Annotated in this window: 23 protein-coding genes; 12 read left to right on the top strand and 11 right to left on the bottom strand. The window is 56.3% G+C overall.

The window, feature by feature from the left end:
- Nucleotides 1-28 precede the first annotated feature (28 nt).
- Nucleotides 29-784: a LuxR family transcriptional regulator gene (locus tag N7922_RS18355; protein ID WP_263097670.1), complete on the bottom strand. Its 756-nt coding sequence runs from the start codon at nucleotides 782-784 to the stop codon at nucleotides 29-31.
- Nucleotides 785-1050: 266 nt separating this feature from the next.
- On the opposite strand from N7922_RS18355, the gene N7922_RS18350 reads away from it, so the two are divergent.
- The 5 genes from N7922_RS18350 to N7922_RS18330 are packed head-to-tail and all read left to right on the top strand — an operon-like array spanning nucleotide 1051 to nucleotide 6337.
- Entirely contained in the window at nucleotides 1051-1989 is a 939-nt protein-coding gene (locus N7922_RS18350; protein WP_263097669.1) for an ABC transporter permease, read from the top strand.
- A complete protein-coding gene (locus tag N7922_RS18345; protein WP_263097668.1) occupies nucleotides 1986-2831 on the top strand; it encodes an ABC transporter permease in 846 nt (281 codons plus the stop codon). The genes N7922_RS18350 and N7922_RS18345 overlap by 4 nt, the downstream gene beginning before the upstream one ends.
- Nucleotides 2828-3808 (top strand): ABC transporter ATP-binding protein, encoded by a 981-nt coding sequence (locus N7922_RS18340; RefSeq protein WP_263097667.1) that lies wholly within the window; start codon nucleotides 2828-2830, stop codon nucleotides 3806-3808. Before N7922_RS18345 ends, N7922_RS18340 begins: the two co-directional genes overlap by 4 nt.
- Entirely contained in the window at nucleotides 3808-4842 is a 1035-nt protein-coding gene (locus N7922_RS18335) for an ABC transporter ATP-binding protein (protein WP_263097666.1), read from the top strand. The genes N7922_RS18340 and N7922_RS18335 overlap by 1 nt, the downstream gene beginning before the upstream one ends.
- On the top strand, nucleotides 4823-6337 hold the full coding sequence (locus N7922_RS18330; RefSeq protein WP_263097665.1) for an ABC transporter substrate-binding protein: 1515 nt from the start codon (nucleotides 4823-4825) through the stop codon (nucleotides 6335-6337). Before N7922_RS18335 ends, N7922_RS18330 begins: the two co-directional genes overlap by 20 nt.
- Nucleotides 6338-6399: 62 nt before the next feature.
- Here N7922_RS18330 and N7922_RS18325 read toward each other — a convergent pair whose 3' ends face one another.
- Nucleotides 6400-7263: a LysR family transcriptional regulator gene (locus tag N7922_RS18325; RefSeq protein WP_263097664.1), complete on the bottom strand. Its 864-nt coding sequence runs from the start codon at nucleotides 7261-7263 to the stop codon at nucleotides 6400-6402.
- Nucleotides 7264-7392: 129 nt separating this feature from the next.
- Between N7922_RS18325 and N7922_RS18320 the strand changes: the two genes are divergently transcribed.
- The gene (locus tag N7922_RS18320; RefSeq protein ID WP_263097663.1) at nucleotides 7393-7683 is read left to right on the top strand and encodes a YciI family protein; all 291 of its coding nucleotides are present in this window, start codon (nucleotides 7393-7395) and stop codon (nucleotides 7681-7683) included.
- A 49-nt stretch (nucleotides 7684-7732) separates the two neighbouring features.
- Here the strand turns inward: N7922_RS18320 and N7922_RS18315 are convergent, their stop codons facing one another.
- The 4 genes from N7922_RS18315 to N7922_RS18300 all read right to left on the bottom strand — a co-directional run bounded on the left by N7922_RS18315 (nucleotide 7733) and on the right by N7922_RS18300 (nucleotide 11600).
- Nucleotides 7733-8665, bottom strand: coding sequence for a nucleoside recognition domain-containing protein (locus N7922_RS18315; RefSeq protein WP_263097662.1), 933 nt, complete (start codon nucleotides 8663-8665; stop codon nucleotides 7733-7735).
- 132 nt (nucleotides 8666-8797) lie between these two features.
- Nucleotides 8798-9556: an ABC transporter ATP-binding protein gene (locus N7922_RS18310; RefSeq protein WP_263097661.1), complete on the bottom strand. Its 759-nt coding sequence runs from the start codon at nucleotides 9554-9556 to the stop codon at nucleotides 8798-8800.
- On the bottom strand, nucleotides 9553-10593 hold the full coding sequence (locus N7922_RS18305; protein ID WP_263097660.1) for a FecCD family ABC transporter permease: 1041 nt from the start codon (nucleotides 10591-10593) through the stop codon (nucleotides 9553-9555). Before N7922_RS18305 ends, N7922_RS18310 begins: the two co-directional genes overlap by 4 nt.
- Complete coding sequence (locus N7922_RS18300; protein WP_411554283.1) at nucleotides 10590-11600, bottom strand: ABC transporter substrate-binding protein; 1011 nt, start codon at nucleotides 11598-11600, stop codon at nucleotides 10590-10592. Before N7922_RS18300 ends, N7922_RS18305 begins: the two co-directional genes overlap by 4 nt.
- A 206-nt stretch (nucleotides 11601-11806) precedes the next feature.
- Here N7922_RS18300 and N7922_RS18295 point away from each other — a divergent pair, with 206 nt between their 5' ends.
- Complete coding sequence (locus N7922_RS18295; RefSeq protein WP_263097659.1) at nucleotides 11807-13042, top strand: MFS transporter; 1236 nt, start codon at nucleotides 11807-11809, stop codon at nucleotides 13040-13042.
- 8 nt (nucleotides 13043-13050) lie between these two features.
- On the opposite strand, the gene N7922_RS18290 is transcribed toward N7922_RS18295, so the two are convergent.
- Nucleotides 13051-13149: a YoaK family small membrane protein gene (locus tag N7922_RS18290; protein WP_139109644.1), complete on the bottom strand. Its 99-nt coding sequence runs from the start codon at nucleotides 13147-13149 to the stop codon at nucleotides 13051-13053.
- A gap of 103 nt (nucleotides 13150-13252) precedes the next feature.
- Complete coding sequence (locus tag N7922_RS18285) at nucleotides 13253-13486, bottom strand: KTSC domain-containing protein (protein ID WP_263097658.1); 234 nt, start codon at nucleotides 13484-13486, stop codon at nucleotides 13253-13255.
- 162 nt (nucleotides 13487-13648) lie between these two features.
- On the opposite strand from N7922_RS18285, the gene N7922_RS18280 reads away from it, so the two are divergent.
- Nucleotides 13649-14533 (top strand): LysR family transcriptional regulator, encoded by an 885-nt coding sequence (locus N7922_RS18280; RefSeq protein ID WP_263097657.1) that lies wholly within the window; start codon nucleotides 13649-13651, stop codon nucleotides 14531-14533.
- A 39-nt stretch (nucleotides 14534-14572) separates the two neighbouring features.
- Here N7922_RS18280 and N7922_RS18275 read toward each other — a convergent pair whose 3' ends face one another.
- Both N7922_RS18275 and N7922_RS18270 read right to left on the bottom strand, forming a co-directional pair.
- Complete coding sequence (locus N7922_RS18275) at nucleotides 14573-15424, bottom strand: Vmh family MBL fold metallo-hydrolase (protein WP_263097656.1); 852 nt, start codon at nucleotides 15422-15424, stop codon at nucleotides 14573-14575.
- 631 nt (nucleotides 15425-16055) lie between these two features.
- Nucleotides 16056-16622 (bottom strand): LuxR C-terminal-related transcriptional regulator, encoded by a 567-nt coding sequence (locus N7922_RS18270; protein WP_263097655.1) that lies wholly within the window; start codon nucleotides 16620-16622, stop codon nucleotides 16056-16058.
- Nucleotides 16623-16925: 303 nt separating this feature from the next.
- Here N7922_RS18270 and yjbE point away from each other — a divergent pair, with 303 nt between their 5' ends.
- Nucleotides 16926-17180 (top strand): exopolysaccharide production protein YjbE, encoded by a 255-nt coding sequence (gene yjbE / locus N7922_RS18265; protein WP_263097654.1) that lies wholly within the window; start codon nucleotides 16926-16928, stop codon nucleotides 17178-17180.
- 79 nt (nucleotides 17181-17259) lie between these two features.
- Here yjbE and N7922_RS18260 read toward each other — a convergent pair whose 3' ends face one another.
- Complete coding sequence (locus tag N7922_RS18260) at nucleotides 17260-18270, bottom strand: GlxA family transcriptional regulator (protein WP_263097653.1); 1011 nt, start codon at nucleotides 18268-18270, stop codon at nucleotides 17260-17262.
- A gap of 129 nt (nucleotides 18271-18399) precedes the next feature.
- Here N7922_RS18260 and N7922_RS18255 point away from each other — a divergent pair, with 129 nt between their 5' ends.
- The 3 genes from N7922_RS18255 to N7922_RS18245 are packed head-to-tail and all read left to right on the top strand — an operon-like array spanning nucleotide 18400 to nucleotide 20147.
- Nucleotides 18400-19167 (top strand): alpha/beta hydrolase, encoded by a 768-nt coding sequence (locus tag N7922_RS18255; RefSeq protein WP_263097652.1) that lies wholly within the window; start codon nucleotides 18400-18402, stop codon nucleotides 19165-19167.
- Between the two features lie 30 nt (nucleotides 19168-19197).
- A complete protein-coding gene (locus tag N7922_RS18250; RefSeq protein ID WP_263097651.1) occupies nucleotides 19198-19821 on the top strand; it encodes an FMN-dependent NADH-azoreductase in 624 nt (207 codons plus the stop codon).
- Nucleotides 19822-19838: 17 nt separating this feature from the next.
- Entirely contained in the window at nucleotides 19839-20147 is a 309-nt protein-coding gene (locus N7922_RS18245; RefSeq protein WP_263097650.1) for a YciI family protein, read from the top strand.
- Nucleotides 20148-20304 lie beyond the last annotated feature (157 nt).

The following is a 20304-nucleotide window of genomic DNA, read 5'->3' as shown; positions in this document are numbered from 1 at the left end:
GACTGAACACTAGCAAAAATGCTAGTTCTTAACTGTCCAGCAAACGGTAGTGCAATGCGCGGACCACCGCCTGCACGCGGTTTGTGGCGCCGAGTTTTTTGGCAGCAGTGTTCAAATGCAGCGTGACCGTCGCGACCGAACGATGCAGTTTGCGGGCAATCTCTTTTGCCGTCAGTCCTTCGGCGGACCACGCCAGGCATTCACGCTCGCGGTTACTCAGTTTGACATGGCGACAGGTGCGCATTGAGGCATCGAACAGCGGAAACGCCGACTCCTGAAAGCGGTGCGCGAGGAACGTCAGTTGCGCCAGCGTATCGCTGATATCCCGCTCCTGTTGCTGGCGGGCAACAATGCCGGTCAGCGTAACAAACCCGCCATTTGGCAGATGCAACGGCACCGTCGCGCCGCACGGCATATTGTGATCGCGCATATAGTGGGTCACTTGCCGGGCGGTGTTATCCAGCCGTCCCTGCAACGCGCTGCGATCCGGGCGCTGATAGGACCAGACAAACGGCGCGCAGCTTTCCAGCGCAAAGTGCTGAACCGGATCCACCTGGTAGTAACCCCGTTCACACCATAGCTGGCGCATGTCCTGCGGCACATTGCGCATTTCCAGTAGCGATGGCGTGATAAGGTCGCCTTCCAGCGAGCGCGGTACCGGCGTGTAGTCATAAATCACCGCATCAAAACCCAGGGCTTGCGTTTGCGCGAACAGCCCGTCGAAAGCCTCTTCCAGCCTGTTGACGCCCGCAGCGGCAGGACGTTCGATTTCAACCCGCATCATTACCCCCTCACGTTACGTGCCGCCATGCCACGGGCATGGTTTGTGCAAATTCACCGTCACCTCCACAAAGGTATGCAATTCCGGTGCCGCCCCGGGAGAGGACGCAAAACTAGTATTTTTGCTAACTACCCAGCTCCCGGCGATGCCGTTAGCGTAAAGAAAACGCCCGGACAACCGGGCAGTACGCAGATCATTCACGGTGTGTTGCACCAACGCAGGGCGCTTTTTTTACCGCTTCCGGCATGCTGCACCACAGGAGTTCGCTGATGCATCGTTACCGATTTTTGTTATTCCGCCCGCTGCAACTGCTGCCGGTATTACTGGGGATCAGCATCATTACGTTTGCGATGGTGCGGGCAATCCCCGGCGATCCGGCGCGCATTCTGCTGGGCGTGCGCAGCACCCCGGAGGCGCTGGCGCGCATCCGTGCGCAATTCGGGCTGGATGAACCGCTGTGGGTACAGTACGGCTACTTTCTGCGCAATCTGTTACAGGGTGAACTGGGCAAATCCTTCGTTTACCGCGTCGATACGCTCAAACTCATCAGCTCGCGCATTGAGCCCACGCTGTGGCTGGTACTCGGCAGCGTCGTGCTGGCCGTGTTGTTGACCGTACCGCTGGCGGCGCTGGCGGCGCGGCAGCGAGGACGCATTGCCGATCAGTGCATTCGCCTGTTCACCACTGCCGGGCTGGGTTTTCCCGCCTTCTGGCTTGGGATCATGCTGATCATTGTCTTCAGTGTGGTGCTCGGCTGGTTCCCGGTGTCGGGCTACGGCAGCGATTTTACCGACCAATTGCACCATATGGCATTGCCCTGTCTGACCGTGGCGCTGGCGTTGTCGGCGGTACTGATTCGTAACCTGCGCGCCAGCCTGCTGATGGAGATGAACAGCGATTATGTCATTGCCGCCAGAGCTCGCGGACAGCGCGAAAGCCGCATTTTCTGGCGTCACGTCTTTCCCAACTCGCTGGTGCCGACTCTCAACTTACTGGCGGTCAATATTGGCTGGCTGATTGGCAGTACGGTGGTGATTGAAAGCGTGTTTGCCATTCCGGGGCTGGGGCAACTGCTGGTGAAGGCGATTTTCAGCCGCGATTACATGGTGGTGCAAGGTGTGGTGATGGTCTTTGCGCTGGCCACGGTGATGGTCAACCTGCTGGCGGACGTGCTGACGGTGGCGCTGGATCCGAGGGTGACATTATGAGTGCGATAACGGCCATTGCCGGGTTACGGCGTCGGGTTTTGCCCCGCCAGCATGCGCTCAGCGCCGGGATCATCATCGTGGGGTTATGGCTGCTGGCCGCGCTGTTGGCACCCTGGCTGGCACCGTTTGATCCCATCGCGCAGGATGCCGCCGCCAGTTTACTGCCTCCGGGTCATGTTCATCTGCTCGGCACGGACAACTTCGGCCGCGACATCTTTTCCCGCGTGGTATGGGGCGCGCGGGTAGATCTGCAAATCTGCCTGTTGGGCGTGCTGTTCCCCTTTATGCTCGGCACCACGCTTGGCGCGCTGTCGGGCTATCTCGGCGGCGTGGCGGATGCGACGATCATGCGGGTTATCGATATCGTGCTGGCGTTCCCGTTTCTGGTGCTGATGCTGGCGATCATCGCCATCCTCGGTCCAGGTCTCGGCAGTTTTTATATCGCCATGGCGATGGTGGGGTGGGTCTCTTACGCCCGGTTGGTGCGCGCACAGGTACTGACACTAAAACAGCGGGATTTCATTCTGGCGGTGCGCAGCCTTGGCTACGGGCATACGCGTATTTTGTTTCGCCATCTGTTACCTAACGCCCTGACTGGCGCACTGGTGTTTTCCATGTCGGATTGCGTGCTGGTGCTGCTGAACGGCGCAGCGGTCAGTTATCTCGGCCTTGGCGTCCAACCGCCGACGGCGGAGTGGGGCGTCATGGTGGCGGAAGGGCAGAGCTTTATCACGACCGCATGGTGGATAACCACCTTTCCGGGGCTGGCGATCGTCCTGCTCGCCATGGGGTTCAGCCTGATTGCCGATGGCCTGGGCGACAAACTGGGAGAGCGAGTATGACTTTGCTGAAGGTAACGCAGTTAACCATTTCCCGCGCGCCGGACATTGCGCTGGTGGACAAGGTCTCTTTTCAGCTGAACGCCGGGGAGATGCTGGGGCTGGTAGGGGAGAGCGGCTCCGGGAAAACCGTGACCTGCCGGGCGTTGATGCGCCTGCTGCCCGGCCAGGGGTTGCAGATCACCGGCGGCGAAGTGGTGCTCGGCGGGCGGGATATTTTGTCGCTCAGCGAAGCACAGATGTCGGCGGTGCGCGGGCGTGAAATCGGCATGATTTTCCAGAACCCCGCCAGTCACCTTAATCCGGTGATGACGATTGGCGATCAGATAGCGGAAAGCCGTCGCCTGCACTTTGGCGTCAGCCGGGCGCAGGCGCGGGAAGACGCCAAAGCATTGCTGCGCCAGGTGGGCATTCCGGATCCGCAAAACCGGGTCAACAACTATCCCCACGAGTTTTCGGGCGGTATGCGCCAGCGGGCGATGATCGCCGTGGCACTGGCGCCGGAACCGTCGCTGCTGATTGCCGATGAACCGACAACGGCACTGGATGTCACCGTGCAGATGCAGATCTTGCGCCTGCTGAGCGATCTGCGCCAGCAACTGGGCGTGGCGATGATCATGATCACCCACGATCTCGGCGTGGTGGCGCAAACCTGCGACCGTATTGCGGTGATGTACGGCGGGCGGCTGTGCGAAGTGGGCAGCAAGCGCGACGTTCTGGCGCAGCCGCTGCATCCTTACACCCGCGGGCTGATTGATTGCCAGCCGTTGAGCGAAGGCGGGCAGGGGCGCTTTGTCACCATTGAGGGGCAACCGCCGATGGCCGATCGGTTTCCTGTGGGGTGTCGTTTCCATCCCCGCTGCCAGCGGGCCAGCGCCGATTGCCAACAGCAACCCGCGTTGCTGACCCGACGCGACAGTCTGACCCATGCGGCGGCCTGTCATCACGCTTTACAGCCACTCACACACCGGGAGAGATAATGTCCACTTCTGCAACCTGGCCGCTGCTGGAGGCGGATAACGTCTCGGTGACGTTTCCGGTTTCCGGCGGTCTGCTAAGCAAAAAACGCGTCGTCCAGGCGGTGAGCCAGGTGACATTGGCCCTTCACGCCGGGGAGACCCTCGGCCTGGTGGGCGAGTCCGGTAGCGGCAAAAGCACGCTTGGCAGGGCGCTATTACAGCTTGAACGGATTTCCGCAGGCGAAGTGCGTTTCGATGGGAGCCGTATTACACACGGTCTGAAGAGCGACGTGGCGCGTTTACGCCAGCAAACGGCGATGATTTTTCAGGATCCTTTCGCCTCGCTCAACCCTCGCCAGACGCTGGGCGAAAGCATTGCCGAAGTGCTGCGGGTTCATCAAAAAGTCCCACGTCATGCGGTAGGAGCCAGAGTGGCGGAGCTGCTGACGCTGGTAGGGCTACGCCCGGAGCAGGCCAGTGCCAGACCGGGGCAGTTAAGCGGCGGTCAGTGTCAGCGCGCAGGGATCGCCCGCGCGTTGGCGATTGAACCCCGCTTGATCGTGGCGGATGAGTGCGTTGCCGCGCTGGATGTCTCGATTCAGGGGCAAATTGTCAATTTGCTGATGGATCTGCGCGACAGGATGGGGTTGGCGATTCTGTTTATCGCCCACGATCTGGCGATTGTCCGCCGCTTGTGCGATCGGGTGGCGGTGATGTACCTCGGGCGCATTGTTGAAGAGGGGCCTGCGGAAGCGGTATTCACCCGGCCCCGTCATCCTTACACCGCAGCGCTGGTTGCCGCGATCCCGGAAATCGATCCGGATAAACCGTTACCGGATACGGCGCTGGGCGGCGAGCCGCCGAGTCCGATTGCTGTTCCACAGGGCTGCGCTTTTCATCCGCGCTGCCCCCACGCGCAGGTGCAGTGTCGCACCGACGCACCCCCCACCCGGCAGATAGCCGATCACGCCTGGACCTGCGTGCTGGCGCATGCAGGCGATAAGACGGTTTTTCCTTTAACTGAGGGATCCTTTGATGAAGCACAAGCATGTTAAGTTTTTGGCGGCCAGCGTGTTCCTTGCGCTGAGCGTGGTGAGCGAAATGGCGCAGGCGGCCGGGGTGTTAACCATTGGTCGTCGTGAAGACAGCACCACCTTCGATCCGATCAAATCGGCGCAAAACGCCGACAACTGGGTATTTTCCAACGTGTTCGATCCGCTGGTGCGGGTGGATAAAACCGGCACCAAACTGGAGCCCGGCGTGGCGGAAAGCTGGAGCGTTTCGCCGGATGGCAAGGTCTATACCTTTAAAATTCGCGACACCCAGTTTTCCGATGGCACCCCGCTCACCGCCAGCGATGCGGCGTTCAGCCTGTTGCGTATCCGGGATGATGCCGGATCGCTGTGGCGCGACTCCTACAGCATTATCGCCAGCGCCGAAGCGGCGGACCCGCGTACGCTGGTGGTGACCCTGAAATCCCCGTCCGCGCCGTTCCTGTCGCAACTGGCGTTACCAAATGCCTCGGTCATCTCCGAGAAAGCCTTGAAAGCGGAAGGGGCGGAGACCTTTGCAGAAAAACCGGTCGGTTCCGGCGCGTTTAGCGTGAAAGAGTGGGTACGCGGCGAAAAAATCGTGCTGGTGAAGAACCCGAACTTCTGGCAGGCGAAAAATGTCAGCCTTGATGAAGTGGACTGGTTAACCATTCCGGATGACAACACCCGCATGCTGAAAGTGCAGGCCGGGGAGCTGGATGCCGCGCTGACGGTGCCGTTCTCGCGTATTGCGTCGCTGCAAAAAGACGGCAATCTGAAGGTGGAGCTAGATCCATCAACCCGTGAAGATCATCTGCTGATTAACCACTCGCACGGGGCGCTGGGCAAAGTCGAGGTGCGCCAGGCGCTGGATTTTGCGATTGATAAAGACGCCATCGTGAAAACCGTGACCTTTGGCTATGGCCAGGTGGCGAATTCCTATATCCCTGCGGGCGCGGTGTATCACTACAACGATAACCTGCGCCGCGCTTACGATCCGGAAAAAGCCAAACAGATGCTGAAAGCCGCGGGGGCGTCGGATCTGACGCTGAACTATGTGGTGAACGCCGGGGACGAGGTGGACGAACAAATCGCTATCCTGCTGCAACAGCAGCTGGCGAAAGCGGGCGTGAAGGTCAATTTGCAGAAAGTCGACCCGAGCCAGAGCTGGGATATGCTGGTGGCGGGTGAGTACGATATTTCGGTGATGTACTGGACCAACGATATTCTCGACCCGGACCAGAAGACCACCTTTGTGCTGGGCCATGACACCAACATGAACTACATGACGCGCTATAAAAACGACACGGTGAAGGCGCTTGTGGCGGCCGCCCGTGTTGAAATGGATGCGAAAAAACGCGAGCAGATGTATATCGACCTGCAAAAAATGGCGAAAGCGGACGTTAACTGGATCGATCTCTACTACAGCCCGTACCGCAACGTTACCCGGAAAAATATCGACGGTTTCTACCAGAACCCGTTGGGCCGTTTCTTCCTGGAAGATACGGTGAAGAAATAAGCGCCAGCCTGAAAGCGCGGCGTGTCCCCGGTTAGCAGGCGTTCGCTAACCGGGGAGAGGCGTTAACGGAAAGCCGCCAGGAAACGTTGCACCAGCGGCTTTGTTTCTTCTTTTCTCCATACCATGTGCAGCGTCACGTCCAGCGGTAGCCACGGTAGCGTAACGACGGTCACGTTATCCGAGGCAATGGACGCCAGGCTTTGTTGAATGAAGGCAAAGCCCAGACCCGCTTCGACGCATGACAGCGCCGCCAGTGGCCCACACACCTCCAGGCTGATGTGTGGCGTAAAGCCTCTTTTCTGGCACGCCTCAAGTAAACGACTGCGTGCCGCCGGGTTCAGGCTCTCTTGCTCCGCTATCCACGGGTGATTATGCAGCCCGGCGGGCGTCGGATCGGGAAGGGCTTTCGCTTTCGGCATCGCCAGCATCACGGGTTCGCTGAAGATCTTTTTCTGACAAAACGGCGCGTCTGCGGCAGGCGGCGTGTGTAAAAACGCAATATCAATGACCCGATCCTGTAGCTGTTCAAGTTGTTGTTTTGAACGCATGGCATGCAGACGAATGTCGATGTCGGGTGATAAATCCAGCGCGGCGAGGGTATCCGGCAGGAGGCGGGAGTGAATGGCGGCTTCGACATAGCCAATATCAATCCGCCCGCTATTCGCCCGACCGAGGTGCTTTCCGTGTTCTTTCAGACGATCGTAGTGCTGAAGAAAAGGGCCCACTTCGTCGAGGAATTTCTCACCTTCGGTCGTCAAATGGAGTCGCTTTTTCTCACGATGAAACAGCACCACCCCGAGCTCATCTTCAAGGAGTTGAATTTGCCGACTCAGCGGCGATGACGAAATATTCAGCCTTTCCGCCGCTTGCCCTATGTGTTCAAGCCGGGCAACAACGGCAAACGATCGCAGCAGTTTTATGTCCACAACAAATTGGGTCTCAACTGGGTTAAAAATGACACTGGCCAGAGTGGATAGTTAACCTCAATATTATCGGCATGAATACTGAATACGTAACCTATTGATAAAAAACCATTCGTTCAAAGGAGTACGCTGATGTTTATTGTCATGCTGAAATATAAAAAACCGGTAAATCAGGTGGATGAGGTTGTTGCAGCGCACCGCGCTTTTCTCGATGAGGGCTATAAAAAGGACTATTTTCTGGCTTCCGGCCCGTTGAATCCGCGCAATGGCGGCGTGATTTTAACCCGTGCGCTGCCGCGTACGACGCTGGATGCGGTTTTGCAAAACGATCCCTTTTACCGGGAAGGGATCGCCGATTATGAGGTCATTGAATTCGACCCGGTCAAATGCACGGCCGGGATGGCGGCCGCGCTGGCAAAATAGAGCCGTCATGGCGATTGCCGGGTGAGGGCACACCGCGTGCCCTCGTGCGTTAAAACACCACCACATGCAAAACGGTGCGCACCAAAATGCCGACGATCGCGCCAGGCAGCGCAAAGCGAAACAGCCGGACAAAGCGGCTGGCGATGCCTAAAAAGATGCCGATGCCGGGTAAATCCAGCGTCTGCACCAGGAACCCCGCGGATGCGTTGATCTGCTGTGCTGTAAGCTGGCCGTGCTGCACCATTTCCGACGCCACGCCAAAATAGGCGGTACCGCCCGCCATGCACTTGGTGAGCGCCAGCAACACATAAACGCTTGAGATATTGAAAAAGGAGAGCAACGGCGTCAGCAACGAGGTTAACGCTTCTACCGCGCCTGCGGCTTTCAGCAATCCCACCACGGTTAACGACAACAGCAGCATCGGCAATGAACCCAGCGACAGACGAATCGCATCTGCGCCTGCGCCATTAATCACGGCAATCAACCCTGCGCGTGGTTTATCCCGCTGCCGCTCGCTCTCTTCGTCACGCAGAGTGACCTGCGAGAGTTTTCGCCCGGTCACATAATAGGTCAGGGTGGAGGCGGCCAGCCCGCCAACCAGTGAAATGGCGATTGCCATTCCCCAGTGCAGACCAAATGGGGTAAGCGGATAAAAGACGTTCGCCTGACCCATCGCGAAAAGCATCGCCAGCGTTGCCGCCAGATGGCGGTCGGAGGCGCCTCTTTTTTCCATCAGCGCCAGCGAGGCGAGGGGGGCGGCAAAACTGACAAAGTTAAGCTGGATCAGCGCAAAAATGCCCATGCCGCTGATGCCAAAAGGTTTCAGAAGGGGGGCGGTAAGGCGAACAATGACATCCAGCACGCCTTTCTCTTCCAGGTATTTCATCATGATGAGCATCACCACCATGATCGGCAGCAAGGTATATAACGCGACATCTACCGAGACTTTACCCGCCGACATGATGACTTCAATGATATTCATTACTGACTCCGGTGACTGTTTTCACCGATATAGTACACCCGGCAACCGTCAGACAGGTCTGTTCAGGCCATTGTATTTACTTATTTTCTGTAAGCGGGCGTGGCAGGAAAAAGGGCGCTTAGCGCCCTTGTCTTATAAAAAGTGGATATGCTTTTTGCCGTGATCCGGCGAGATCTCAATACGCGCTTTGACCTGGAAAACGTCCGCCAGCATCGCTTCCGTTAACACCTCTTCCGGCGTTCCCCGCGCCACGATTTGCCCTTTTTGCATCACGATCAGCGCATCGCAGAACATGGCGGCATGGTTCAAATCGTGAATCGCGACAATGCTGGTTACCGGCAGTTCACTGACCAGGCGCATCAGATGGATTTGATGGTGAATATCAAGATGGTTAGTCGGCTCGTCCAGCAAAATCTCACTCGGCGTCTGCGCCAGCGCGCGGGCGATATGCACCCGTTGACGTTCGCCGCCGGACAGGCTTTGCCAGCCCTGTTCGCTGTGCTCCAGCATCTCCACCCTCGCCAGCGCCGCAGTGACAATCTCATCATCCTGATGGGACCAGGCGCTGAACGGCGAATGGTGGGGAATACGCCCCAGTTTCACCACGTCACGCACGCGGATATTGGCCTCCGTCGCCGCATGTTGCTCAACAAACGCCACGCGTCTGGCCAGCGCTTTCTTTTTCAATGCAGCCATATCGCTGCCATCGAGCATCACTTTACCGCTATCCGGGCGGCGCAGCCCGGCCAGAATGCGCAGCAGTGACGATTTGCCGGAGCCGTTCGGGCCGAGCAGACCCAGCGTTTGCCCTTTGGGCACCTCAAGGGAGACGTCGTTAACAATGGTTTTTTTACCGACCCGCCAGCAAAGGCGGCTTGCGCTAATGCTCATGCAAACCTCCTTGAACGATAGAGAATAATGGCAAAGAACGGCACGCCAACCAGCGCGGTCACCACGCCAACCGGCAGGCTCTGCGGCGCGATAAGCGTGCGCGAGGCGATATCCGCCAGCACCATTAAAATTGCCCCGGCCAGTGCACAGGCCACCAGTAATTTCCGGTGCAGTGGCCCGATGAAGTAGCGCATCACATGCGGCACCACCAGCCCGACAAAGCCAATTGAACCGGCCATACTGACGATTGTCGCGGTAATCAGCGCGGTGACGGAAAAGAGGATCAACCGGACGATGCCAATAGGAATACCCAGCGATGCGGCGGCATCGTCACCGAAGGTGAAGGCATCCAGCGCTTTGGCGTGATACAGGCAGGCCAGTAGTCCAAGGATCACGACCACCAGAACAAGCTGGAACTCCGGCCAGCGAACGCCGCTAAAGCTGCCCAGCAGCCAGAACATCACATCGCGGGCTTGTTGCGCGCTGGCCGACGTGCTGATGCTGTAAGCGGTTATCGCATTGAACAACTGCGACGCGGCGACACCGGCGAGAATGGTACGCTCATTACCACCGCGCGCACCGTTCGTCAGCACGGCGACAAACAGAAAGGCGGCGAATGCACCGGCAAATGCGCCCGCCGACAGTGACACCGCACCGGTGCCGATGCCCAGCACCACCACCGACACTGCCCCTGTCGATGCCCCGGCGGAAACGCCCAGCACATAGGGTTCCGCCAGCGCGTTTTTCAGCAGGCTTTGCAACACCGCACCGCAAATAGCCAGCCCGGCGCCGCAACAGGCGGCAACCAGCGCCCGGCTCAGGCGGAAATCCCACAGCACCGTTTCGTGAATGCGGTTTAACGGCTCGTGGGTCAGACCCAGTTTATTGCTCACCGCGTAAAAGGTGGTTCTGAGCGGAATCGCCAGTTCACCCACGCCAACGCTGATGGCAATCACCAGCGCCAGTAGCACCAGCGAGAGCAGCAGTAACAGAATCAGCGGCGCATTTTTCAGCGCCGCCGTGGCGGGCGTGGTCATTTATCCAGCCCCAGCTTCTCCAGTTGGGCGGCAACCTGTTCTGCGCCGTACAGCGTGCGAATCGTCGGGTTCATCGCCTGACCGTCCATCACCACAATATGCCCTTTTTTCACCGCCTCAAGCTGGCTGACTGCCGGATCGCTCTTCAGGAATGTGATCTTCTCTTCGGCGTTATCCAGCGCCCAGCGGTTGCGATCGAGGCTGGAGACCACAATCACATCCGGGTTGCTGGCGATAATACTTTCCCAGCCAAGCGTCGGCCATTCGCTTTCGGAGGTGACGGCGCTGTGCCCGCCCAGCAGATTGGCAATGTAGCCCGAGGCGCTGTTCTTACCGCCGACATAGGCGTCCGCAGACGGGGAGGCGCTGGAGAACCAGAACACAAAGGAGAGATTTTTCTTGCCGTGGCTGAACTGCTTGCGCAGCGCCTCTTCGCGCTGTTTAAACTGCGCGATCAGCGCATCGCCGCGCGCCTGCACGTCGAAAATTTTCGCCAGATCGTCAATCTCTTTATACAGCAGCGACGGGTTCCACAGAGTGTGGCGGCTACCGTAGATGTCGCCGTTATCCTGTTTGGTTGCGCACACGCCAGGGGAGAGGTAGCTGTTTGCGCCAATGGCGGCGAAATCTTCACGCTTCGCCACTTTGCTGTCTGGCCCCAGCAGGATCGGCAACTGTGCGGCCACAAAATCTGGCTCCTGCGCGATGATCGACTCAAGCGTCGGGATCTCCACGGTCAGCACTTTGACTTTCGCATTCTGCGCCGCCAGTTGTGGCAGGACTTTGGTCGGCCAGAACGCGCTGGCGACCATTTTATCTTCCAGGCCCAGCAGCAGCATGATTTCCGCTGTGTTTTGCCCAAGCGCGACCACCCGCTGGGGCGCCTTGTTGAAGGTAACCTGGACACCGCAGTTATCCAGCGTCAGCGGATAATGTGTCGCTTCCGCCAGCGCAGAAGCGGTGAAAAGAATCCCCAGTGCAAACAACGATTTTTTAAACAGTGGCATCATCATGACCTTTATGATTATTAGCATTGTAAATGAAAATCATTCTAATGCCGGCTCTTATACCGAGCGGCACAATCCTTGTCAATATGGACGTCGGTGTGGCTAATCCTTGTGTTCTTTGTGGGTTTAGAAAGAGTTGCCAGTGCTGTGCGAACCCGGTATTAAAGTCACCTCTGCGCCTTCCTGATACGGTTAACGATTTCTGCATGCTTGCTCATTTTTCCGCCCCGACGAAAGGGACATCGCCTTATCTGCTTGCAGGTAGCCAGCTTATTTTCAATATCGGCTTTTATGCCGTGGTACCGTTTCTGGCGATCTTCCTGCGTGATGATTTATTGCTGTCGGGGTCGCTGATTGGTCTGATCATTGGTTTACGCACCTTCTCTCAGCAGGGGATGTTTCTGCTCGGCGGGGCGCTCGCCGATCGTTATGGCGCGCGGGTGATTATTCTGTGCGGTTGTCTGGTGAGGATCAGCGGTTATTTGCTGCTGGCGTTTGGCGACACGCTGACGCCAGTGGTGTTGGGCGCGTGTTTAACTGGCGTGGGGGGAGCGTTGTTCTCCCCGGCGATTGAGGCCTTGCTGGCAAAGGCGGGAACGGAAAGCGAAAAAGCGGGAAAACGCAGCCGCGCCGAATGGTTTGCCCTGTTTGCCATTTGCGGTGAACTGGGCACGGTGCTCGGGCCGCTGCTCGGTTCGTTGCTGGCTGGCTTTGGCTTTCAGCGCGTGGCGCTGGCGGGTGCCGGGGTATTTGTTATCGCCTTGCTGGTGCTGTTTTTTTGCCTGCCGCGCACGCAGGGCAAAGCAGAGACATTGCAGGTATTGCCGTGGTGGAAAACGTTTCGTAACCCGCGGTTTGTCGCCTTTATGCTGGCCTGGAGCAGCTATCTGTTTAGCTACAACCAGCTCTACCTGGCGTTGCCCGTTGAACTGACCCGCTCCGGCAGTAGCGAAAAAACGCTCGGCCCGCTGTTTATGCTGGCCTCGATATTGATTATTACCTTACAGATGCCGCTGGCGCGTCTCGCCCGCCGCACTGGCGCGGCACGTATATTACCCATCGGATTTGCGCTGTTGGCCGCCTCGTTTGTTAGCGTGTCGCTCTTTGCCGCGTTCCCCGCGCCGGATAACTGGCAGCGCTACCTGCCTGCCGCCTGCATGGTCACCTTGCTCACGCTCGGGCAGATGTTGATTGTCCCGGTGGGGAAAGATCTGATCCCGCATTTTGCCGGCAATCAGAACCTTGGCGCGCATTACGGCGCGTTGTCGTCGATGGGGGGGATCACCGTGCTGGCGGGGAATTTCTTGCTGGGTGGGCAACTGGATAATGCGCTGACGCCTTCCGTTGGGGCCAGCATCGCGTGGCTGTGGCTGGCGGTGTTGCCACTACTCAGCGCGCTGGCGATGGTCGTTATCTGCCGACCGTTCCTCCATCGCGCCTGAGTGCGGTATCAGACGCCGGGCGAGGCATAACCGCCAAGGATAAACCACGCCAGAAAAGCGACCGCGACAATAAAAACCAGAATGGGGAAAGCAATGCCGATTCTCATACACCCTCTTTACGCTGTTGACCGGCATTAAGCCGTAAGACGCCGCGTCGTCTGCGGCGAGACAACGTTAGCACAACGGCGGGCAAATTTGTCGTTTCAGGGTTCAGAAACGGCTGTAATTTGCCTGTTCAACGACAATTTTTAAGAAACTATTCGCAATATTCTCACGAAAGTATTTCTCCTGATCGTGACTCATCAGAAAGCCTTGCCAGGTTTTTGGCGGTACGCCCAGATACTGCTCGACGCGTCCGTTGCTGTGTTCAAGTTCAAGCACGCTGGAGTTCGGATCGTACCCGGCTGCTTTTAGCGCACGACAGCTCAAAGGGTGTCTTTTCATTGTCATTCATCCTGCAAACATCACTGTTAAAAATACCTCCCTGCTATCGGCAGGCTGTCGTGAATATTTACAGTCAGCGCAAGGATTTACCCCAACAAGATTTGGTAGGATGGCTTTGTGCAACAATGCGGCGAAAGTTTCGTTAAACGATCGGATGGGCATATGGACAGGGTCATGGCGGTAGTGGTGTTTAATCGTATTTGCGAACTGGGCAGTCTGAGCGCTGCGTCGCGTGCGCTGGGCATTTCGCGGCCCATGGTGAGTCGTTACCTGGACGAGATGGAAAAATGGGCCGGAGCGCGGCTTATCCACCGTTCTTCCCGCCGTCTGACGCTGACCCCGGCGGGGGAAAATACGCTTCTTCGTACGCGGCAATTGACGCCGTTGTTTGAGGATATTGAGCAGCAGTCCACGCGCGAAACGCCTTCCGGTACGTTACGCATTGCCTGCGCCCACTTTACCGCCAGCCACATTGTCGGGCCGGTGCTGCCGGCATTTCTGGCACGCTATCCGGCGTTAAAAATTGAAATTGATATCAGCCATCAACCCGTCAACCTGATCGGTGAACGTATCGATCTGGCGATCCGCATTACCAACAATCCTGAGCCTGGCGCGATCGCGATGCGTCTCGGGGAGTGCCGTTCGGTGCTGTGCGCCTCTCCGGACTATCTTCGCCTGCATGGCGTACCACAACATGCAGCCGATCTCGAACAGCACAACTGCCTTTATTACAGCGGTTTCGCCGGTCAGACGTGGCACTTTACCGACAGCGCGCAAACCCGCTTTACGGTGCTGGCGAACGGCAACCTGAGCGCCGGGATTTCGTCGGTATTGTGCGATGCGGCGGTAGCCGGATGCGGTCTGGCGCTGGTGCCGGAGCAGGAAGCCCGTGAAGCGCTGGCGCGTGGCACGCTGGTCAGCGTATTGCCGCATCTCGAGCCACAGCGGCTGGGTATTTATGGTTTGTATCAATCCCGCGAACACCAGCACGCCGCATTAACGCTGTTTCTGGCGGCGGTTGCCGACGCAATGCGGCAAACCACCTAACAACGCTGGTGCAGAAAACGGGGCAATGCGCCCCGTTTGTTACCACTTCATTTCGCCGGTATTCACTTTGGCGCTCAGCGTCAGTGAACTCTCTTCCGCAAGATGCGGCCAGTGCTGCGTCATGGTCTTGATCACCTCCGCTGACGACGTGTGGGTCTGCAATGCTTGTTCAAAACGTTGCAGGTAATCCGCGGTGAAGCGAATTGCCTCATCACCCGCCGGGCGTGCGCCCAGATAGTGACCGGGGATCACCTGTTGAGGTTTAAGGCGCTGCATTTCACTCAATACCTGGCGCCATTCGGCACGGGCTGCTGGCGTTTGCGTGTCCGCCGTCCAGACATGGATACCGCTGGAAACGGCGGTGCCGCCGAGGATCGCTTTGTTGGCCGGGATCCAGACATAGGCGGCATAACTGTCCGGATGGCGAAGCTCCAGCGTTTCACCATCAACCGTAAAGCGCGCAGAGGCAACAGGTTGGGGGACGGTGAGGCTCTGTGGCGCGCCCTCTTTCATTTGCGGCCCCCAGAAGGCCAGCTTCGCGGCTTTGGTCTCCTCAATATGTTTTACCACCTGCGGCGAAGCGACGACGCTCACCTGCGGGAAGGCTTTAACAATCGGTTCAAGACCAAAATAGAAATCCGGATCGCCAGAGGTAATCACGATCTCTTTGAGCGTTTTCCCGCTGGCTTTAATCATCTTCACCAGTTTTTCACCGTCCTGCACGCTGAACTGCGCATCGAACAGGATCGCTTCGGTTGGCCCGGAAACCAGCGTTGATGACACGGCAAAAATGCCGTTCTCCTGGGGGTTATACACCTCCAGGTGTAAAGGGGCGGCAGTGGCGGAAGCGGCTGCCAGTGTCAGTAGTATGCCGGGTAATGTGCGGTGCATAAGCGATATCCTCAGGTCTTTGCTTTACAGGTGCAGCCTATTTTAGGCTGAACGCCGTGGATGAGAATTCCTGAAACTGGATATGCTGGGTTTCATAAATCGATCAGATATAGCTTAATGCGGATATCTTCGTTTGCGCGGCAATCTTGCTCATTTATAAGCAGAAATGGTAAATCGATATACCCACCGGGTTGCGTCCTGGTTTATGATGTTGCGGTTGCGACACCTTCTGTCTCACAGCGCAATTACACGTCACAGCAACCTGGACTGGCAAAATAATTATGATGGGCTTTATTTGGATTAGCATGTTATTAGTTTTAATTGTTTGTTCTTTTTATAAGCATACGCAAATGCTACGCGCCAAAGAAATGGGAGGCGCTCGACGGTCGCGGAAAAAGAGTTGATAATTATAAATTCACGTGTGTTTGTTATCGGGCATAAAAAGCACATGTGAATTTAACATTGTTGGTCAGAACATTAAGGCATCAGCAATCTGCTTGCTGATGCCTTAATGTTGTTCCTGCTGTTGAGTGAAATATCGGTCATTACATTTCTTGTGCCAAATCATGATAGCAACAGACGAGGCCAGATGTATAAGAAATGTTAATTCCCGTGCACGTTATATAAAAATTCAGGATACCATCTTATATTTATTTTCTGGAAAAAAACCGGACTGCGTATAGCGTGTTTCATCGTCGATTGAAGACAGTTCGCAATCTTCAAACAAAAAGATGCTGAAAGCATAGAAAATATCAATTTTCGAATTGGCGGAGATTTTCTTTTTGATATTGTCCTTGTGTGATGAAACTGTTTTTTTGTTGATTTTTAACAGGTTGGATATGTCATCATCACTTTTCTCAAAAATCATCTCTTTCAGTATTGCGACTTCCTGACGGCCAAGTCGGACCGTTTTAACATGGCTACTTAAGCGGCCATATATAAACTCAGTAAGTATATCCAGTAATACCTCTACCGGTATTTTATCCGGTATCACTATCACGGGGGAATTAACCAGCGTAAACGGTGTAAAGTGGCCTTTGGTTACAGCCAGAATATACCGACTGGAATAAGGGGCGGTAAAGTTAATGGCCACCTGTAAACCGCTGCCGTGTCGTATCTCTTTGGCGAGTTGAATAATACCTTTCTTCGTGTATGAACAATTTATTTTGCATAATATGACGTCTATTTTTCTTTCCATGTTACACCCTCCCGGAGCGTCTGGAAATTTGCCTGTGTAATTTATAAGTTGCCTTTTTAACGGCTATTTTTGGCGTTCTTATCTTTCTTCTTTGATCTGTATCATATCGTTTAAAAGTTGTTAACTGAGGATATTCTTAAATTTCATTTTGTGACAAATTGTGAAATACCCTCCAGTTGTGAAAGAAACTGAGGAATCTCCCAATTGTTTTCATATTGTCAAGGAATGTCTTAATTTGCGATCCGCCTCGGGAATACCGTTTTAGAGTAATTACGAAATTAATAAAAAAGTGAGGCGAGCATTATGATACCTGTAAAATGCATTATTTTACTTTTCACTTTAACGCTTACTGAAATTTGTTACGCAGCACCGGCAGAAAAAGGTGCCGCCGCCGGGAGCCAGGCGTCGGACATTGCGATTGGCAGTTCCGCATTAACCGGCACGGCGATCGTCGTGGGCGTTGCCGGTGTGCTTTTATTGTCGATGGGGGGAGGCAACGATGGCAGCACCACCTCGACAAACACCAGTACCACCACCACAACCTCGACCACACCGTAAAAGGCGGTGAGGCAGGTAGGTTTATGCGCTCTTTTGTCCCACCAGGGATTACCGTTGGCAGACCGACGTCTGCCTTTTTTTATTGTTCCGCCTGCGGGTCAACGCGCGGCTGCGTGCCGTTTCTGCTGGCCACCCATCTTTTATATTGTGCGGGCGTCATGCCCATAAGCTGGACGAATGCTTTTCTGAACGCCGTATCTTCGCTGTAACCGCACGCCGCGGCGATATGCCGGATATTGGCGGTGGGGTTTTCCAGCAACAGGCAGGCGGACTCAATGCGAACACGGGTAATAAAATGCCTGGGGCTTTCCTGCGTTAACCCGGCCAGCTTGCGGTGCAGCGTGCGTGGGCTCAGGTTCAGTGCGCTGGCGAGTTGCTCCACCGTGATGGCCGGATTGTCATAGCGAATCAGTTGTTCCGCCCGCAACAGCATCGGGTCGATGGCGTTAAGAAAGCCGCGCGGCGCATAGAGCTGCTGTGAAAGGGGCTGACTGTCGGCGACGGCCATATCGGCGGCAATACGCGCCGCCTCTTTTCCCGCCTGACGACGAATAATATGCAGCGCCAGATCGGCCCAGGATAACGGCCCGCCCGTGGTAATGATATTGCCATCTTCAACCAGCGGCTTTCCCCAGACCATTTTCGCGCGCGGGTAACGCTGGCGAAAGGTGGGATACAGCCACCAGGTGGTTGCACAGGCTTTGCCATCCAGTAAACCCGCTTCACCCAACATATATCCCCCGGCGCAGGCACCGCCGATAAGCGCCCCCCGCCGGTACTGCTCACGCAACCAGTCGGCCGCCGTGTTGATGGGGCGGGCGGGAAGCCTGTCCGCCCCCAGCGCCATACCGCACGCGAGGACGATGTCGGGGGCGGGCACGCTGGCAAACGCGTGATCCACCGGAATCGTACGGCCTTGCGCATCGCGCACCGGCATGCCGTCAGCGCTGACAATGGCGGTGTCAAAGCGCGGGTGTGGAAAATCGCCCTCCCCGGCGGGCAGCGACTGGTTGGTGATCCAGAACATATCCGCCAGTCCGGTCACCGCAGACATCATGCTGCCCTCCGTTGCGATGATGGCAATCTGCATGGCAGTTCTCCTGAATTTGGCGGGTTTTGCCTGTTTAATGTCAAGTTAGCCATCTTACCACAGCTTTTTGCCGTGCATAAAATAGCGTCATCTTGTTGATAACGTGACCAGAACAGGTCGGGGGCGGGTATGTGGCATCGTTTACGCGGTTGGGGAAGGGCCATGCTGTCTTGTGCGGTGTTACTGGGCGCGGTTTCGGGTGTGGCGGAGGCGGCAGTGATTAAAAATATCGTTCTGGTGCACGGCGCGTTTGCCGATGGCTCAGGCTGGTCAGAGGTTGTTCAGCGGTTACAGGGCAGGGGTTACCACGTGGCGGTGGTGCAAAACCCGTTAACCTCCCTTGAGGATGACGTCCGGGCGACAGAACGCGTGCTGGATCGCCAGTCGGGCAACGTCTTGCTGGTGGGACACTCATGGGCAGGCGCAGTGATAAGCCAGGCGGGCAATAGCCGCAACGTGCGCGGGCTGGTCTATTTATCAGCCTTAGCACCGGCGAGCGGGGAGTCGGTTAACGGCTTACTCGACAGGCTTAATGCGCCGATGCGCGGTTTAACCCCCGATGCCAATGGCTGGGTCTGGTTAGACGATCCGCAACAATTCCACACGGTGATGGCGGGCGATATTCCGTTAGCGAAAGCGCGCGAACTGGCGGCGGTGCAGCAGCCCATCAATGTGGCCGCCTTTCAGGGAACGGTCAGCCATGCTGCCTGGGAAAATAAGCCCTCCTGGTATCTGATTACGGAAAATGATCACGCATTAGCGACCCCGGTACAGACACAGATTGCGCAGCATATGCAGGCCCGCGTCTCGCGACTTTACTCTTCGCATCTGTCGATGATTTCTCACCCCGATGCCGTGGCGGATTTTATTGATGCTGCTGCGCAATCCTGCAAATAAACATGACTGAATGTATAACCGGAGAACATCATGAAGATCCTGCATATCGACTCAAGTATTCTGGCGGAGGATTCCGTTACCCGCCGTCTTTCCGCCGAAACCGTGAAGAAAATAAAAGAACAATATCCCAATGCGCAGGTCACCTATCGCGATGTGGTGCATCAGCCCATTACGCACTTAACTGCGGACATTGCGGCGGGGTTCCGCCCGGTTGGTGGCGCAGACTCACAGCAGGCGCTGCCCGAACATCAGGTCTCGCGAGCGCTGGTGGATGAGTTTCTGGCCAGCGAGCTGATTATTATTGGTGCGCCAATGTATAACTTCTCCGTTTCCACCCAGTTAAAGGCATGGTTAGACCGCATCGCCCAGCCGGGGAAAACCTTTCAATACACCTCCGCCGGGCCGGTAGGGTTGGCGGGGGGAAAACAGATCATTATTGTTTCGGCCCGCGGAGGGTTTTACTTACAGCCGCCTTTTTCCGCATTGGAGTTTCACGAGAAATACCTGCAGGGCTTTTTTGCCTTCCTCGGCATTAAAGATCTCTTTTATATCCGGGCGGAAGGGATGTCCAAAGGGGAAGAGGTGAAACGTCAACATATTGAAGATGCTTTTGCTTCTGTTGATTCGGTTATCGCTGCCCTGTCGCTACAATAACTGCTGAGGATGCCATTATGTTATATGCCATCACCCTGAAATACGGCAGCGATCCCGAGGCATTAGGCCATCATCTGGATGCGCACAAAATCTGGCTGGCGGAGATGATCAAAAAGGGCAACGTCATTTTTGCCGGGCCGCTACAGAATAAACAAGGTGGGTTTATTCTGGCCTTTGCCAATGAGCTGACCGCACTGGAAAAAGAGATACACCGCGATCCGTTTGTGACATTCGGGCTGGTGGATGTCGATATTCTGGTGGTCGATCCCGCCGTCTGTTCGTCCGCATTCCCGGAAGCCTGGGCTGCAAAGGCGAAAAAAATCTAGCACGACAGGAAAAGAGGGCAGCGCAACGCCCCTCTTTTCCTGCATTTCAGGGGAGCGATTGCTGGCGGCGCGCTCCCCTCGTTCTTTTATATTGTCTGTGCGTTAATCTTTTTTCGGTGCTCACTTTTCATGTTTGCTGAGCGCTAACCCATCGCTA

Origin of the sequence: Kosakonia sp. ML.JS2a (genome assembly GCF_025642095.1) — a bacterium.
In the GTDB taxonomy this organism is placed as follows: Bacteria; Pseudomonadota; Gammaproteobacteria; order Enterobacterales; family Enterobacteriaceae.
The sequence above is the reverse complement of the archived record's forward strand: the minus strand, read 5'-3'. Positions and strand labels throughout refer to the sequence as shown.